We start from the raw sequence: 15,233 nt of genomic DNA on the forward strand, positions 1-15,233 counted from the left end.
AGCAAGCAGCTTGATACATGGACAAAATATTTCTTAACGACCTGAAAATTGACACGATTATCGGTATCTACGACTGGGAACGCCAGACTCAGCAGACGCTGAGCTTTGACCTGGAAATGGACTGGGATATCAAACCCGCCGCCGAATCCGATGACATTAATAAAACGCTCGACTATGGCGCAGTCGCCCAGCGCATCGTGGCTTTTGTCAAAGCCAGCGAATATCTGCTTATCGAGACTTTGGCTGAAGATCTCTGCGCCATGCTGCTGGAGGAATTTGCCATTCCCCGCATCAAACTGACGCTCAGCAAGCCGGTTGCCCTGCATGGACAGAACACCGCCCGCATTGTCATTGAGCGAAGCCACTGATGGTGTCAGTGGTTGGCGGCTATCTGCTCGGTCTGGGCAGTAATATTAACCCGCAGCAGAATTTCGCGGCCATTGTCCGGCAGTTACTTGACCACTTCGATGCTTTGCACCTGAGCCGGGTACTGCATATTCCGCCGGTGGGCATGAACAGTCACCGGGACTTTCTCAATGCCGTGGCTTTTCTTGAAACCGATATACCAGAGGCCGAGCTCAAGACCATCTGCAATAAGATTGAAATCGCCCTGGGTCGGGATCGTGATGATCCGGACAGCAAATATAAGGATCGGCCGGCCGATATCGACATTCTGGCTTATTTCTCCAGCCCGGCTGAATGGCAAAGCAGCGCCAGCAACATTACTGATGAATATTTTCTGTATCCGCTGATCAATGAACTCCGTGCTTTTCTGACCGGCGCGACCACCGCACCGGTGATGCAAATGGGCACGCTGGTCAGCACCGACGGTTTAACGTTTGGAGAGACGGCGACCACCATCCACCGGGATTGAAACCCCGGTCAGGAAAGGATTCTCCAAAATGCTTTTCAGCGCCAGATACACCGGCTCTGCACCGCCTTCACAGGCCAGTGGCGTTTCCGCCATCATCGCCTGTCTGACCGCTTCACTGTGAGATTCGGTAAATAATACCGGTCCCGGCGCCACTGCATTGACCTTGATCTCAGGGGCAAATTTCTTGGCCAGCGCCAATGTCATATTATGGAGACCCGCTTTGGTCGTGCCATAAATATCAAAACGTGGCGTTGGGTTTTCCACATTGATATCAGTGATATGAATGATATCGGCGGGCTTGCCATCATCACCCTGCAGACGGTCATGCAGCCCCTGATTAATCAGGAATGGGGCCATCATATGCACATAGAAAAACTGTTCATACTGCTCAGCAGCGCGAGCCAGCTCTTCGTCGGTCGGGGTAAAACTGGAAGCATTGTGAATCATTGCCCGAAGTCCACGGTATTGCTGCCGCAGTCGGGTCACAAATTCGAGAATGTTGTCGCGGCTGTCGAAATCAGCCTGAATGGTTTCAATGCCCAGCGCACGTAATGCTTGGACACCTTCGGTCTCACTGCGGTAATGTGCCAGGACGGCATAGCCGTCCTCATGCAGCCGCCTGGCGATATGAAGACCAATCCGGCGGCTGGTGCCGGTAACCAGAACCTTTTTTTGCAACGACTTATCCTCTCAATGACTGATTCAATAACGATAGCTGCGGATGACCCGCAGGCGCAAGACTATAGTGACCAGCTCAGACAGCAGATTGCTGCAAGGATTAAGCAGCAGGGTGGTTGGCTCAGTTTCGCTGATTATATGCATGACTGCCTCTATCGCCCGGGGCTGGGTTATTACAGTGCCGGCAGTCACAAGCTGGGCGCAGGGGGAGACTTTACCACGGCACCGGAACTCACCCCTCTATTCGGCCGTGCTATCGCTTTTCATATTGCTGATGTCGGGTGTCAGCTCGGGCGGTTCGATGTGCTCGAGTTTGGTGCTGGTAGCGGCAAGCTTGTCATCGATGTGCTGCTGCAGCTGGATACGTTGAATTGTCTGCCGGATCATTATTTCATCCTGGAAACCAGCGCTGATCTTCAACAGCGACAAAAAGCCGTGGTCAAAACGCAGATACCCGCCCTGGCAGATCGTGTCGTCTGGCTGACAGACTTACCCTGCGATTTTCAGGGTGTGGTCCTCGCTAATGAAGTCTGTGATGCCATGCCTGTTCACCTGCTGACATTCACTGAAGACAATGTTGAAGAGCAGGGCATCAGCCTCAGCCAGGACGAGTTCACCTGGCAAAGCAGAGCGATTGACGATCCGCGACTGCTAGAAATCGCAACAGACATCCGCCAACAGATAGGCGACCAGGTTTATCGGACCGAGGTGAATCTGTTCGCCAGAGACTGGCTGCTGAGCGTCGCTGACCGCCTGTCTCAGGGTGCGATATTCATTATCGACTATGGCTACCCGTTTGCCGAATATTACCGCCCGGACCGTATTCAGGGCACGCTGCGCTGTTATTACCGCCAGCAGGCGCATGACGATCCTTTCGTGCTCCCGGGCCTGCAGGATATTACCGCCCATGTTGATTTTACTGCCCTGGCTGAACAGGCACTTTCATCTGGTCTTGATGTTGCAGGTTTTCATGAGCAGAGTGACTTTCTGCTCGCTGGTGATATCACGCTACTGGCGGCACAGCTGGAACAGGAGTCCAATCCTGTCGACTGGCTGCAGCACAGCGCTGCACTCAAGCAACTCCTTATGCCCGGCGCCATGGGCCATCAATTCAAAGTGCTGTCACTATGCCGTGACCTCGATTTACTGCCGCGCCTCCAGAGACAAGACCGGCGTTATCAGCTCTGAAACAAAAAAGGCGCCCTGAGGCGCCTTTTTCTGCTTTGAATACGGATTACTCCGACTTCATTGCATCCAGCTCTTTTTGCAGCTTGTCGAGCTGGTCGCTCATCTCGAACAGGACTTCCTTGATATTCGCCATATCTTCACGCAGGTTGCTGGTTTCCTGCTTGTTGCGGGCGATATCTTCACGTAGCTCGGGACTCAACGTACCGTCCTGGGTGCTGGCTTCACGTTCTGCCATGGTAGCCAGTACAGTCGGGATATCAATCACGATCCAGTCGGTACGCTCTTCACCGGTTTCCGGATCAGTATAGTAAGACTGGCCGTTGTCCAGTGCTACACGGACGTCAGGTTCGGAGTCCGTACGGCGGGTACCGGGACGCAGCGGATTCACACGACGGTCGATTTCCTGACCGGTGTAGGGGTCCTTATCCAGATATTCTTCACGCACTTTGCCGAAGATGATGTTCAGACGGCCACCGCTGTAGAAGACACGACCGGTGTTGGTTTGTTTTTCCTTGGCCAGCGCACCCTGATGCGCCCCGATAGTCACGAAGGTGACGTCTTCGTTGGTTTCAGCACGAGCCAGACCGGATGACAAACCGGAGCTCAGAATCTGTAATTCGAACGGCGAGAACAGCGGCGCCTGGCGCTCGTTAAACAGCACGGTTTCGGTCACATAGAGTGATTCCAGCACAGTGCGCATATTGGCCGAGGAAATAGAAAACGGATGATCATTGGCGACACCCGCAACATCACGCTCGACGACTTTCACATACTGCAAACCGGCTTCAAATACGGTTTTGCCTTCTGCCGTAATCTCGGGCTCATCTTTTTTGAGCGGGTTACCACAGCCGCTCAACCCCAGGCTGAGCATGACGACCGTCGCAATCGTCGCACTGTACTTAAGAATGCCTCGCATAAGATTGTTCCTCTTTTAATTAATCTGGTTGTCAGGCAGGGCGCCTGACTTCCGCTTTCTGTTCCCTGCACAACAAAGCTTGCACTGATTCGCGCGGATCGTAACCCTCAAACAGAATTTTGCATACCTGTTCGACGATGGGCATTTCCACACCAACCTGCTTCGCCCGCAGTAATACTTCACGGGCAGCATGCATGCCTTCAACGGTTTTGCCAACCTGTTTCACTGCTTCATCGACTTTCAAACCGCTTCCCAGCGCCAAGCCAAGCTGGCGATTGCGGCTCTGGTTATCGGTACATGTCAGAATCACATCACCAATACCGGCCAGACCAAACAGGGTTTCGGATTCGGCACCCATTGCCGCAGCGAACCGCCAAATCTCCGCCATACCGCGGGTAATCAGCGCAGCCCTGGCATTCGCACCGAATCCCAGACCATCGGAGATACCAGCGGCGATAGCCAGTACATTCTTGACGGTGCCACCGATTTGCACACCGATGATATCGTGCGTGGTGTAAATACGTAATGTCTGCGAATGCAGCAACGCCACCAATGCATCGGCAAAAGCCTGGTTCGGTGAAGCCACTGTCACCGCCGTGGGCAGGTTGGCAGCGACTTCCGCGGCAAAAGACGGGCCGGAGATCACCGCCAGCGGGTGAGAATCACCCAGCACTTCATGTGCTGCATCATGCAAAAACTGCCCGTCATCCACGGTCAGGCCTTTGGTGGCCCAGCTCACAGGAACGCCCGGTTGTAATAACGGCTTGATTGTCCGCAGCGTGTCGACAAACGACTTGCTGGGCACCGAAATCAACACATGTCGGGCTTCTCGCACTGCGCTTTCCAGATCCGCAGTCAGGCTCAGCGGTTCGGGAAAGCGGATATCCGGCAGGTAACGCGCATTGCTACGATTGGCCTGCATTGCCCGAAGCTGCTCCTGATCACGGGCCCAGAGGCGAACCTCATGGCCTTTGCGGGCAATAGCAATGGCCAGTGCCGTTCCCCAGGCACCGGCACCGATAACTAAAGTCGGTAAAAGCTTTTCAGCCACGTGCCGTCCTGTTATCAGTGGGTCGCTTCAGACTGCGCCTGTTTAGCCGCTTGCTGGGCTCTTTCTTTATTATGCAGATACATGGCATCGAAATTAACAGGCGCCAGTACCAGTTGCGGGAAGCCACCTTTGGTGACCAGATCAGAGACCACTTCACGCACGAACGGGAACAAGGTGTTCGGGCAGTAGCTGCCCAGCAGCGGGCCCATTTCTTCGTTGCTGTAACCGGTCAGGGTGAAGATACCCGCCTGCTTCACTTCCACCAGGAATGCCACCTTGTCATCCACCTTAGCGGTGACCATCACGGTCAGGATGACTTCATGGTTATCATCATCGATCCGTTTATAGTCATTACCCAGTTGTAAGTCGAGCTTGGGACGCCACTCATCACGGAAGATATCCGGTGAGTTAGGCGACTCGAACGAGACATCTTTGGTGTAAATCTTCTGGATGACAAAGCGTGGTTTTTGCTGCTCTTCACCCGTTGCTGTTGCATTTTCTTCAGCCATCTTTCTTCCTTCTCTACGATTGTGCCAGGAGACTATCCAGCTTGTTGGCACGATCAATCGCCAACAGGTCGGTGTAGCCGCCTATAGCTTTATTATTAATGAAAATCTGGGGCACGGTGCGCTGCCGGCTTTTTTTTATCATTTCCTCGCGACGGGACGGATCCAGATCAACGCGGATTTCTTCATAATCAACGCCTTTGCGATCAAGCAACTGCTTGGCCATAACGCAATAAGGACAATGTGCGGAAGAGTAAACGATTACATTAGCCACAATAACACCCTGCTTATGTTCGGATTAACTGAACAGCGGTAGCTTGGCCTCTTTCCAGGCATGCAGGCCGCCGGATAAAACATAGACTTGTTCAAAGCCCTGACGACGCAGTTGCTTGACCGCACTGCGTGAACGCTGACCGCTGGCACAGACAATCACCACCGGTTGCGCTTTATTTTTCAGCTCACCGGCCTTATCGGCCAGCTCAGCCAGGGGCAGGTTGATGGAGTCAGCAATGTGTTCTTTCTCAAACTCCGCCTTATCGCGGACATCAACAAAAGCGCCTTTGTGCTGATTGACCAGACGCACGGCCTGATTCGGCCCCAGCATCTGCAGGCCACTCAACTTGCGGTTTATCGAATCGGAAAATACCAGCCAGGCCAGCACCACAAAGGCGGTCACCAGAATCCAGTGATTAACAATAAACTCACCCAAGTTTTCCATTTTACCCCTACTTAGTACGCTGAATTAATGTTGCTTTGCCGAGCAGAACACATCACGCATCATCTCAATCAGACGCAGCGTGCGTTCATCATTGACCCGGTAATAAATGCGGTTGGCATCACGGCGTGAAGCCAGTATTTCCTTGTCCCGCAGCTTGGCCAGATGTTGCGATACATTACTCTGTGTGGTGCCCACACAGTCGACAATATCCTGCACCGACAGCTCTTTCTCACCTACCGCGCACAAAATCTTCAATCGCAGGGGGTGCGACATGGCTTTGAGCGCAAATGCTGCCCGTTCGATATCGTTGTCGAGCGCGATGAGGTCGAGGTTTCCGGCTTGTGCCACGATTTTTTCCGCTGTTACCTGTGACTGTATTTCATCACAAAAGCCCATATAATACACGGCTGCTACGTCGAATAATATATAAAGACACAGGTCAGCCGTGAGAGAGCCCGACCACACATCGTTTCAAGGATTTTTTCAATGACACGCAAACACCGACCATTAGCGCTTATCATTATGGATGGCTGGGGCTACAGCGAAGACCCTGACAACAATGCGATTCTGGCCGCCAATACACCGGTCTGGAATCAGTTGTGGCAGGATTATCCCCACACTTTGATTAATGCATCCGGTCAGGGGGTTGGACTACCTGGTGATCAGATGGGTAACTCCGAAGTCGGCCATCTCAACCTGGGTGCTGGCCGGGTGGTTTATCAGGAGTTTACCCGCATCAGCAAAGCCATCGAGGATGGGGCTTTTTTCCAAAATCCGGTGTTGACCGCCGGCGTGGATAAAGCCATTGAGCATGACAAAGCCGTGCATATCTTCGGGCTGCTCTCCGACGGTGGTGTTCACAGTCATGAAGAACACATCCACGCGATGGTCAAACTGGCCGTTGACCGTGGTGCCCGCCACGTCTATGTCCATGCCTTCCTGGATGGTCGGGATACGGCACCCAAAAGTGCGCAGGCGTCCATCGATAAACTCGAAGCTGTGTTTGCCGAGCAGGGCCGGGGGCGTCTCGCCAGCATGATTGGCCGCTATTATGCGATGGATCGTGACAAGCGCTGGAACCGGGTAGAAGCCGCTTACCGCCTGATCGCCGAGGGTGAGGCTGAGTTTCAGGCGGACAGCGCCACCGAGGCCCTGGAAATGGCCTACGCCCGCGAGGAAACCGATGAGTTTGTCAAAGCCACCACCATTGGTGAACCGGTCCGGATTGAAGATGGCGACAGTATCGTTTTCATGAATTTCCGCGCTGACCGTGCCCGCGAAATCACCGAGTGTTTTATCAAACCCGACTTTGACGGTTTTATCCGTCCGCGCGAGATCAAGCTGGCTGAATACGTCACGCTGACCGAATACAAAAAAGACTACAGCTCACCGATCGCATTCCCCAACGAAAAAATGAAAAACATCCTTGGGGCCTATCTGTCTTCGTTGGGACTCAAACAACTGCGTATTGCCGAAACGGAAAAATACGCCCATGTGACTTTTTTCTTCAACGGCGGCCTGGAAAATCCCTTCGAAGGGGAAGATCGGATTCTGGTTCCGTCACCCAAGGTCGATACCTATGACCAGCAGCCGGAAATGAGTGCGCCAGAAGTCGCTAACAAATTGGCTGAAGCGATCCACTCGGAAAAATACGACGTGATCATCTGCAATTTCGCCAATGCTGACATGGTCGGCCACACGGGGAATTTCGATGCCGCTGTCAAGGCGGTGGAAGCCCTGGACCAATGTCTGGGTACCGTCTGGACCGCACTGAAATCGGTGGGTGGTGAGATGATCGTCACCGCCGATCATGGTAACGCTGAACGCATGGTCAACCACGAAACCGGACAAGCGCACACGGCACACACCAACAACGTGGTACCGCTACTGTTTGCCGGGCGCAAAGCGATTTGTCATGAAAACGGCACCTTATCCGATATCGCTCCGACCATGCTGTCATTGATGGACCTGCCAATACCGGAAGAGATGAGTAAGCATCTGTTGATCGAGGAAAAATCCTGAAGCCTGTGGTGTTGAAACGATTCGCGCCCCTCTGTTTTCTGCTGTTACTCTCTAGCGGCCTGCAAGCTGATGGAGAGTCAGCACAGCGACTGGATACGGTCCGTGATGAAATAGAAGATCTCAGCGCCGACCTGAGCCAGAAAAAAGCCAGTCGCGAGGAGATGTATGAGCAGCTCGAGGCGCAGAGCAAAAAAGTCTCTGAACTCAATCGTGAACTGCGCTCGCTGGAGCAGCAGATCAACGAAAAGAAACAGACTTTGTCCCAACTGCGGGAGGTTGCCGGTATCAAGGAAGCGGAACAGAATCAGCAACTGGATGCGCTTTATGAGCAGATGCGAGCCGCCTATATCAATGCCGAACCCAGTTATCTGGAAATGTTGCTTAACCAGCAGGATATTGCGACCCTCAGCCGGGGCAACACCTACTTTCGATATTTTCATGAAGCGCGCAAAGCACAGCTGGAATCAATCAATCAACTGCTGACAGAGCTTAATCAGGAGCAAAAAGACATTTTACTGGCCCAGCAATCGCTTGAAGTTAGCAGAGAAGAGCAAATACAGAAGCAGCAGGCGCTATTACAGGAAACTCAGAAACGCAAAGCAACGCTGGCTGCGCTGGACAAGTCAATCTCCGGACAGGACGCCAAACTAGCCGCGCTGAAACAAGAAGAACAGAACCTGCAGGCGCTGCTGGATCGATTGGCGCGGGAGCGTGAACAGCGAATCGCCCGCGAGCAAGCGGCGCAGGAAAAAGCCGCCCGGGAAAAAGCCCAACATCAGCAGCCAGAGACAACTCCGGCAGAAACCAAATCCGCAGCGATTGCGCCACCACCGAAACCAAACACACCGTTTTCACGTCTGACTGGTAAATTGCACTGGCCGGTCAGCGGAAAAGTGCTGGCACGCTATGGTAGCCCCAGAAATCTTGGTAAACTCAAGTGGCAAGGTATCGTGATCGATTCCCCCACCGGCAATGATGTCAGAGCCACAGCCGCAGGCCGCGTGGTCTTTGCCGACTGGTTACGGGGATTCGGCTTGCTGATCATCGTCGATCACGGTGAACAATACATGACGCTCTACGGCAACAATGAGACTTTACTGAAACAAGCCGGTGATACAGTTCAGGCAGGTGAAGTGATTGCCCAGTCAGGCGAACAGGGAATTCGCGGTCTGACAGGACTTTATTTTGAAATTCGCCACCGCGGCGCGCCCACTAACCCGATAAAATGGTTGGCAAGGCAGGGCTGAAGTGGGCTAACAACGAAGGAAACGATATGAGCTTTTTTAAACGCGATTTCGGATTGATTACGACTGGCATTATTCTGGGGGCAACCCTGGTATTCGGCCAGATGGTCTTTGCCGAGCGTGAGTCAGTGCAGCCGGATCTGCCACTGGAAGACCTGCGGACCTTTTCTGAAATCTTTGGTCGCATTAAAAGCAGCTATGTCGAGCCGGTAGAAGATAAACAATTACTGGAAAATGCCATCCGTGGCATGCTTTCCGGGCTTGATCCTCATTCCACTTATCTGAATCTGGATGAATTCCAGGAGTTACGCGAAGGTACCTCCGGCGAGTTCGGTGGCCTGGGTATCGAAGTCAGCATGGAAGACGGCTTTGTCAAAGTGGTTGCACCGATTGATGACACGCCGGCAGCCGAAGCCGGTATTCAGGCGGGGGACCTGATCATTCGCCTGGATGAAACCCCAGTGAAAGGGATGAACCTCAATGAGGCTGTCGATATTATGCGCGGCGAGCCCGGATCGAAGTTAACACTCACTATCATCCGGGAAGGCGCAGACAAACCACTGAAAGTAGAACTAACCCGTGCCATTATCAAGGTCGAGAGCGTTAAGAAGAAAATGCTGGAACCAGGTTACGGTTATATTCGTGTCACCACCTTCCAGTCACGCACCGGTGCCAGCCTGCGCGAGGCCGTGAGCGAACTGAAGAAAGAGAGTGATGGCAAACTCAACGGCCTGGTGCTGGACCTTCGGAACAATCCGGGCGGTGTGCTGGAGGCCGCTGTCGACGTCTCCGATGCATTCCTCGATAAAGGGCTGATCGTTTACACCGATGGTCGCATCGCTGACTCGGATCAGAAATTCCACGCCACACCCGACGACCTGCTCAAAGGCGCTCCGGTTATCGTACTGGTCAATGGCGGTTCAGCCTCGGCCTCCGAGATTGTGGCCGGTGCCCTGCAGGATCACAAACGCGCTATCGTGCTGGGTGGCAAAACCTTTGGTAAAGGCTCAGTGCAGACTGTGATGCCGTTAACCAATGACACCGCGGTGAAAATGACCACAGCCCGCTATTACACACCTTCAGGCCGGTCTATTCAGGCTGAAGGTATCGTACCGGATATCGAAATCAGTGGTATCCGGGTCGCTTCCGTTGATGAAAATGAGTTCACACCGCTACGTGAACGTGACCTCGCACATCATTTGGAAAATGGCGAAGAGAAAGAAGCCGCTGACAGTCAAAACCAGGAAGCCACCGATGAAGAGTCTGTGACACCTGAGACTATTGACTCCGCTGTCGAGGACAAGGAAACAAAAGAACAGCCTCTGGAAGTCAGTGATTATGTGCTGTCACAAGCGCTGAACTTGCTGAAAGGCATGACCATCCTTAGCAAATAGGTATAAGTGATATGGCCAGTGTATTAATTCCCCTGGCAGAAGGTTGTGAGGAGCTGGAAGCGGTCACAATGATCGACCTCCTCAGACGCGCCGGCATCACTGTGACCACGGCCAGCCTGGGCCATCAGACACAGCTGACCGCGAGCCGTCAGGTCGGCCTGGTTGCTGATACGCTGCTGGATACGGTACTTGATGATGACTTCGATATGATACTGTTACCCGGCGGTCAGCCGGGCACGGATCATCTCAACAACGATCATCGTGTCCATGCACTTATCAAGCGCCTGCAGCAGGACAATCGATACCTCGCCGCAATCTGTGCGGCCCCTATGGTGCTGGCCAGTGCCGGTGTGCTGGAGGGGAAACGCGCCACCAGTTACCCGGGCGCACTGGACCAATCTCAATGGCCGACCATTGAGATTGGTGACGATCCGGTTGTTATTGACGGTAAGATCCTGACTTCTAGAGGGCCGGGCACTGCTATGGACTTCGCGCTCACCATCATCGAACTGCTCTCTTCCAGAACCACTCGTGACCAGGTCGAAACCAGCCTGGTCCGTCCTTGAGGACAGCGTATGTCACTGACTGCCTCTGATTTGTCTATCCTCCTGGTTGAGCCGTCTTCGATGCAGCTCAAGCTCATCATGCGTCATCTACAGCAGGAAGGCATCAACAAAATTGATGGCGTCAGCAATGGCGAGGAAGCGCTTGCTCATATCGGCCAGTACCCGCCGGATTTGGTTATTTCCGCAATGTATCTTCCGGATATGACTGCTGATGAACTGATCAACAGCGTACAGGCGATAGATACCAATATCGCTTTCATGCTGATTTCCAGCGAGACGGGCCATCAGGCACTGGAACCGATACGACAGGCCGGCGTCATGGCCATTTTGCCCAAGCCCTTTGATTCCAGAGATTTGCGTCGTGCGATTCGCGCCACGCTGGATGTGATTGACCCCAGTGAAATTGAACTGGAAAGCTATGATGTCAGCGAGCTGAGTATTCTGCTGGTTGATGATAGTTTTACTTCCCGCAATCATCTCTCCCGCGTTTTGGGCAGTATGGGTATTGAACACATCGATCTGGCAGAAAACGGCCGTGAGGCGGTTAATCTGCTCAGCAGCCACCGCTATGATCTGGTGGTGACCGATCTCAACATGCCGGAAATGGACGGCCATGAACTGACACGCTATATCCGCGATGAAATGGGTGATGTGGTGCTGCCGATATTAATGGCAACCACTGAAAACAATCAGGCCCGCCTGGGCAACGTTCAGCAGGCCGGCGTGTCAGCTATCCTGGACAAACCCTTTGAACCCCAAACCATACGCGAAATGCTGTTTCGTGTATTGGATGCCTGATCAGCCCGCCGGCAACGCTTTTTGCTGGCCCAGTGCCACGAATTCCTGCATGTAAGGCACCGTTTCTTCGCCTTCCCGCATCGCCGCAAACAGGGTTTTCATCACACCTTTTTTACCCAGCCGGAGTGTCGTAACTGACAGACTGTCGAGATAATGCTTTGCCAGCCAATCTGGCAGAATCGTCACCCCCCGGTTCAGCGCCGCCATCTGAATCATAATATCCAGCGAAGCCATCGCTTTGTGTCGTGGGCTGATGCCTGCGGGCATCAGGAACTGCGTATAAATATCTAGGCGTTCATGAGGAACCGGAAAAGTAAGTAATAACTCACTGGATAAATCATGAGCTTCAACAGACTCATTGTTTGCCAGTGAATGATCTTTGGCCACCAACAAGACCAACTCGTAATCAAATAACGGCGCATAGACCACGCCCTGCTGATTGACCTGGTCGGGTGTGACCAGCAAATCAATATGGTAATTGAGCAAGCCCTGCAGGCCGGAAAACTGAAACTTGTGAACAATATCGACATCCATTTTCGGCATCATCACTAGGTAATCTGCCAGCACCCCTTTGAGCCATTCATAACACGGGTGACATTCAACCCCCAGCCTTAAAATTCCCTGCTTGCCATCGGCAAAAGCCTGCAGGGTATTTTCAGTCTGCTCCAGCACCGGCAATACCTGACCGGCTACGCGCAGTAAGAGCTCGCCAGCCTGGGTCAGACGCAACTTTCGCCCCTGCCGCTCCCACAGGCTCACTTCCAGCTTCTGCTCCAGATAGCGCATCTGGTGGGAGAGGGCGGGCTGAGTCACAAATAAGGCATTGGCAGCAGCGGTCAGACTGCCATGTTCGGCTAAAGCCTGAATAATCCTGAGATGGCTACGCTCAATCATCTATTAGTTAACCTCATGGTTAAGGTAAAAAATATCATTATTCCTCATTTCACTCTGTCCTTACAATGACCGCCACCTGTAAAAAACAAAGGACAATCAATGATTACTACGCATAACCTCGGCTTCCCGAGAATCGGCAAACGCCGTGAACTGAAATTTGCGCTGGAACAATACTGGCACGGTGAATCCACACTCCAGGAACTGGAACAGACCGCCGCGGAGCTGCGGGAGAAGCACTGGCAGTATCAGCAGAAACTCGACTGGCTGCCAGTTGGCGATTTTTCACTCTACGATCATGTACTCGATACCAGTCTGCTGGTCGGAAATCTGCCCCAGCGGACCGACAGCAGCCTGGCTGAAAGCGATCAATACTTTCAAGCCGCACGCGGACAATCATCGAAAGCGTTGAAACAGACGCCAATTGCCGCTGCTGAAATGACCAAATGGTTTGATACCAACTATCACTATCTGGTCCCCGAGTTCAACGCGGATACCCAGTTTGAGCTTAATGCTGATCGGCTGCTGGCTCAGCTTGCAGAAGCCCGCCAGCAGGCTTATCAGGCTAAACCGGTCTTACTGGGTCCGGTCAGCTATTTGTGGCTGGGCAAAACCAAGGATGACAGCAACAAGCTCGATCTGCTGAACGAGTTATTGCCGGTGTACGAGCAGTGTTTGATCAAGCTGGTTGAAGCTGGGGCGGACTGGGTACAGATTGACGAGCCGGTACTGGCAACGGAACTGGATCAGGACTGGCAACACGCCCTGACCCAGGCTTATTTTGCTCTCAATAAAACACCGGCACGACTACTGCTGACAACCTATTTTGCACCACTGCGTGAGAATCTTAATCTGGCCTGTGAGTTACCCACTGCCGGCTTGCATATCGATGCCGTCAACGCCCGGGATGAAGTGCTCAAAGTGATTGACTGGCTGCCGGCCCACAAGACTTTATCGCTGGGTATTATTAATGGCCGCAATATCTGGAAAAGCGACCTGAACAGTCTGCTGGACTGGCTGGAACCGCTGTATCAGCGTCTCGGTGATCGTCTGTGGCTGGCACCGTCCTGCTCTTTGTTGCATGTACCGGTCGATCTGGAACAGGAAACTGAACTTGATAGTGACATCAAAAACTGGCTCGCTTTTGCCGTACAAAAGCTGGATGAACTGAACCTGTTGGCACTGGCACTCAATCATGGCCGTGAAAGTGTCGAGTCAGAACTGGCGGATAATGCCCGTGCCATTGAAACCCGCAGGGAATCAAGCAAAGTTCATAAAACAGCCGTTCAGCATCGCCTGCAATCTGTATCCGGGACATGGGGTAAGCGAAGCAGTAGCTACGCGAAACGTAGCCAGGTACAACGCCGCAAACACCCTTTGCCGCTGTTCCCGACCACGACGATTGGCTCATTTCCGCAAACGCCTGCTATTCGTCAGAGTCGTCTGCAATATCGTCGCGGAGCACTTGACGAACTGAGTTATCAACGCGATATGCAGCAGCAGATTAAATATGCCATCACAGAGCAGGAAAAAATCGGTCTTGATGTGCTGGTGCATGGCGAAGCTGAGCGTAATGACATGGTCGAATATTTCGGTGAGCAGCTTGATGGCTATGCCTTCACCCGTTTCGGCTGGGTGCAGTCCTACGGCTCACGCTGTGTTAAACCCCCCATTATTTTTGGTGATATTGAGCGCCCTAAAGCCATGACTGTTGACTGGATCGCCTATGCCCAGTCACTGACGGATAAACCGGTCAAGGGCATGCTGACCGGACCGGTTACCATGCTCAACTGGTCTTTTGTCCGCGATGATCAGCCGAGAGCTGACACCTGCTTACAACTAGCACTGGCTATACGTGATGAAGTGCTGGATCTGGAGCAGCAAGGCGTCAGTATCATTCAGATCGATGAGGCCGCACTGCGTGAAGGCCTGCCGTTGAGACGATCCGATTGGCAGCATTATCTGGACTGGGCAGTGAATTGTTTCCGCATCACCGCCAACGGGGTCAGGGATGAAACGCAGATCCATACCCATATGTGTTATTCCGAGTTCAATGACATTATCGAATCCATTGCGACCATGGATGCTGATGTGATTACTATCGAGACCTCGCGTTCCGATATGGAACTGCTGGATGTTTTTAATGCCTTCGATTACCCCAATGAAATCGGTCCCGGCGTTTATGATATTCACAGCCCCAATATTCCCGCCGTGGCACAGATTCGCCATTTAATGGAAAAGGCCGCAGAACGCATTCCACCAGAGCGTCTCTGGATCAATCCTGACTGTGGGCTGAAAACCCGTCAGTGGAGTGAGGTGAAGCCAGCATTGGCCGCAATGGTGCAGGCAGCTGGTGAGCTCCGCCAGGAGGCTGCCGCCTGAAGATT

At 53.0% G+C, this 15,233-nt stretch carries 17 protein-coding genes; 9 read left to right on the forward strand and 8 right to left on the reverse strand.

The genetic code is table 11. The annotated features are described in order from the left end of the window. Positions 1-17 precede the first annotated feature (17 nt). Together folB and folK are read left to right on the forward strand one after the other, a co-directional pair. The gene (gene folB, locus OMQ46_RS07780) at positions 18-368 is read left to right on the forward strand and encodes a dihydroneopterin aldolase (protein ID WP_266236188.1); all 351 of its coding nucleotides are present in this window, start codon (positions 18-20) and stop codon (positions 366-368) included. Beyond that, positions 368-874 carry a 2-amino-4-hydroxy-6-hydroxymethyldihydropteridine diphosphokinase gene (gene folK, locus OMQ46_RS07785; protein WP_266236189.1) on the forward strand — a complete coding sequence of 169 codons (507 nt, stop codon included), beginning with the start codon at positions 368-370 and terminating at the stop codon, positions 872-874. The genes folB and folK overlap by 1 nt, the downstream gene beginning before the upstream one ends. Here the strand turns inward: folK and OMQ46_RS07790 are convergent. After that, entirely contained in the window at positions 833-1,552 is a 720-nt protein-coding gene (locus tag OMQ46_RS07790; RefSeq protein ID WP_266236190.1) for an SDR family NAD(P)-dependent oxidoreductase, read from the reverse strand. The two genes, folK and OMQ46_RS07790, sit on opposite strands and share 42 nt — an antisense overlap. Positions 1,553-1,567: 15 nt before the next feature. On the opposite strand from OMQ46_RS07790, the gene OMQ46_RS07795 reads away from it, so the two are divergent. Then, positions 1,568-2,740, forward strand: coding sequence for a class I SAM-dependent methyltransferase (locus tag OMQ46_RS07795; RefSeq protein WP_266236191.1), 1,173 nt, complete (start codon positions 1,568-1,570; stop codon positions 2,738-2,740). 46 nt (positions 2,741-2,786) lie between these two features. On the opposite strand, the gene OMQ46_RS07800 is transcribed toward OMQ46_RS07795, so the two are convergent. From OMQ46_RS07800 to OMQ46_RS07825, 6 genes are read right to left on the reverse strand one after another with little or no spacing between them, the layout of a single operon-like run. Next, complete coding sequence (locus tag OMQ46_RS07800) at positions 2,787-3,656, reverse strand: hypothetical protein (RefSeq protein ID WP_266236192.1); 870 nt, start codon at positions 3,654-3,656, stop codon at positions 2,787-2,789. Between the two features lie 31 nt (positions 3,657-3,687). Then, positions 3,688-4,707, reverse strand: a complete 1,020-nt coding sequence (locus tag OMQ46_RS07805) for an NAD(P)H-dependent glycerol-3-phosphate dehydrogenase (protein WP_266236193.1) — start codon at positions 4,705-4,707, stop codon at positions 3,688-3,690. A 14-nt stretch (positions 4,708-4,721) separates the two neighbouring features. Further along, positions 4,722-5,216, reverse strand: a complete 495-nt coding sequence (secB, locus tag OMQ46_RS07810; protein WP_266236194.1) for a protein-export chaperone SecB — start codon at positions 5,214-5,216, stop codon at positions 4,722-4,724. Positions 5,217-5,229: 13 nt separating this feature from the next. Further along, positions 5,230-5,487 carry a glutaredoxin 3 gene (gene grxC, locus OMQ46_RS07815; RefSeq protein ID WP_416234832.1) on the reverse strand — a complete coding sequence of 86 codons (258 nt, stop codon included), beginning with the start codon at positions 5,485-5,487 and terminating at the stop codon, positions 5,230-5,232. 24 nt (positions 5,488-5,511) lie between these two features. After that, positions 5,512-5,931 carry a rhodanese-like domain-containing protein gene (locus OMQ46_RS07820; RefSeq protein WP_266236195.1) on the reverse strand — a complete coding sequence of 140 codons (420 nt, stop codon included), beginning with the start codon at positions 5,929-5,931 and terminating at the stop codon, positions 5,512-5,514. A gap of 24 nt (positions 5,932-5,955) precedes the next feature. Next, positions 5,956-6,204: an ArsR/SmtB family transcription factor gene (locus OMQ46_RS07825; RefSeq protein WP_292438976.1), complete on the reverse strand. Its 249-nt coding sequence runs from the start codon at positions 6,202-6,204 to the stop codon at positions 5,956-5,958. Positions 6,205-6,417: 213 nt separating this feature from the next. Between OMQ46_RS07825 and gpmI the strand changes: the two genes are divergently transcribed. From gpmI to OMQ46_RS07850, 5 genes are read left to right on the forward strand one after another with little or no spacing between them, the layout of a single operon-like run. Then, on the forward strand, positions 6,418-7,953 hold the full coding sequence (gene gpmI / locus OMQ46_RS07830) for a 2,3-bisphosphoglycerate-independent phosphoglycerate mutase (protein ID WP_266236197.1): 1,536 nt from the start codon (positions 6,418-6,420) through the stop codon (positions 7,951-7,953). Positions 7,954-7,961: 8 nt separating this feature from the next. After that, the gene (locus tag OMQ46_RS07835) at positions 7,962-9,200 is read left to right on the forward strand and encodes a murein hydrolase activator EnvC family protein (protein WP_266236198.1); all 1,239 of its coding nucleotides are present in this window, start codon (positions 7,962-7,964) and stop codon (positions 9,198-9,200) included. Positions 9,201-9,226: 26 nt separating this feature from the next. Beyond that, positions 9,227-10,591: a S41 family peptidase gene (locus OMQ46_RS07840; protein WP_323135147.1), complete on the forward strand. Its 1,365-nt coding sequence runs from the start codon at positions 9,227-9,229 to the stop codon at positions 10,589-10,591. Between the two features lie 11 nt (positions 10,592-10,602). Continuing rightward, positions 10,603-11,157: a DJ-1 family glyoxalase III gene (locus OMQ46_RS07845; protein ID WP_266236199.1), complete on the forward strand. Its 555-nt coding sequence runs from the start codon at positions 10,603-10,605 to the stop codon at positions 11,155-11,157. A gap of 9 nt (positions 11,158-11,166) precedes the next feature. Further along, entirely contained in the window at positions 11,167-11,955 is a 789-nt protein-coding gene (locus tag OMQ46_RS07850) for a response regulator (protein ID WP_266236200.1), read from the forward strand. Here OMQ46_RS07850 and OMQ46_RS07855 read toward each other — a convergent pair whose 3' ends face one another. Then, positions 11,956-12,849, reverse strand: a complete 894-nt coding sequence (locus OMQ46_RS07855) for a LysR family transcriptional regulator (RefSeq protein ID WP_266236201.1) — start codon at positions 12,847-12,849, stop codon at positions 11,956-11,958. It abuts the gene before it with no gap. A 99-nt stretch (positions 12,850-12,948) separates the two neighbouring features. Here OMQ46_RS07855 and metE point away from each other — a divergent pair, with 99 nt between their 5' ends. Beyond that, positions 12,949-15,228, forward strand: coding sequence for a 5-methyltetrahydropteroyltriglutamate--homocysteine S-methyltransferase (gene metE, locus OMQ46_RS07860; RefSeq protein WP_266236202.1), 2,280 nt, complete (start codon positions 12,949-12,951; stop codon positions 15,226-15,228). The last annotated feature ends 5 nt before the right edge of the window (positions 15,229-15,233 follow it).

The organism is Methylophaga sp. OBS1, from assembly GCF_026319365.1.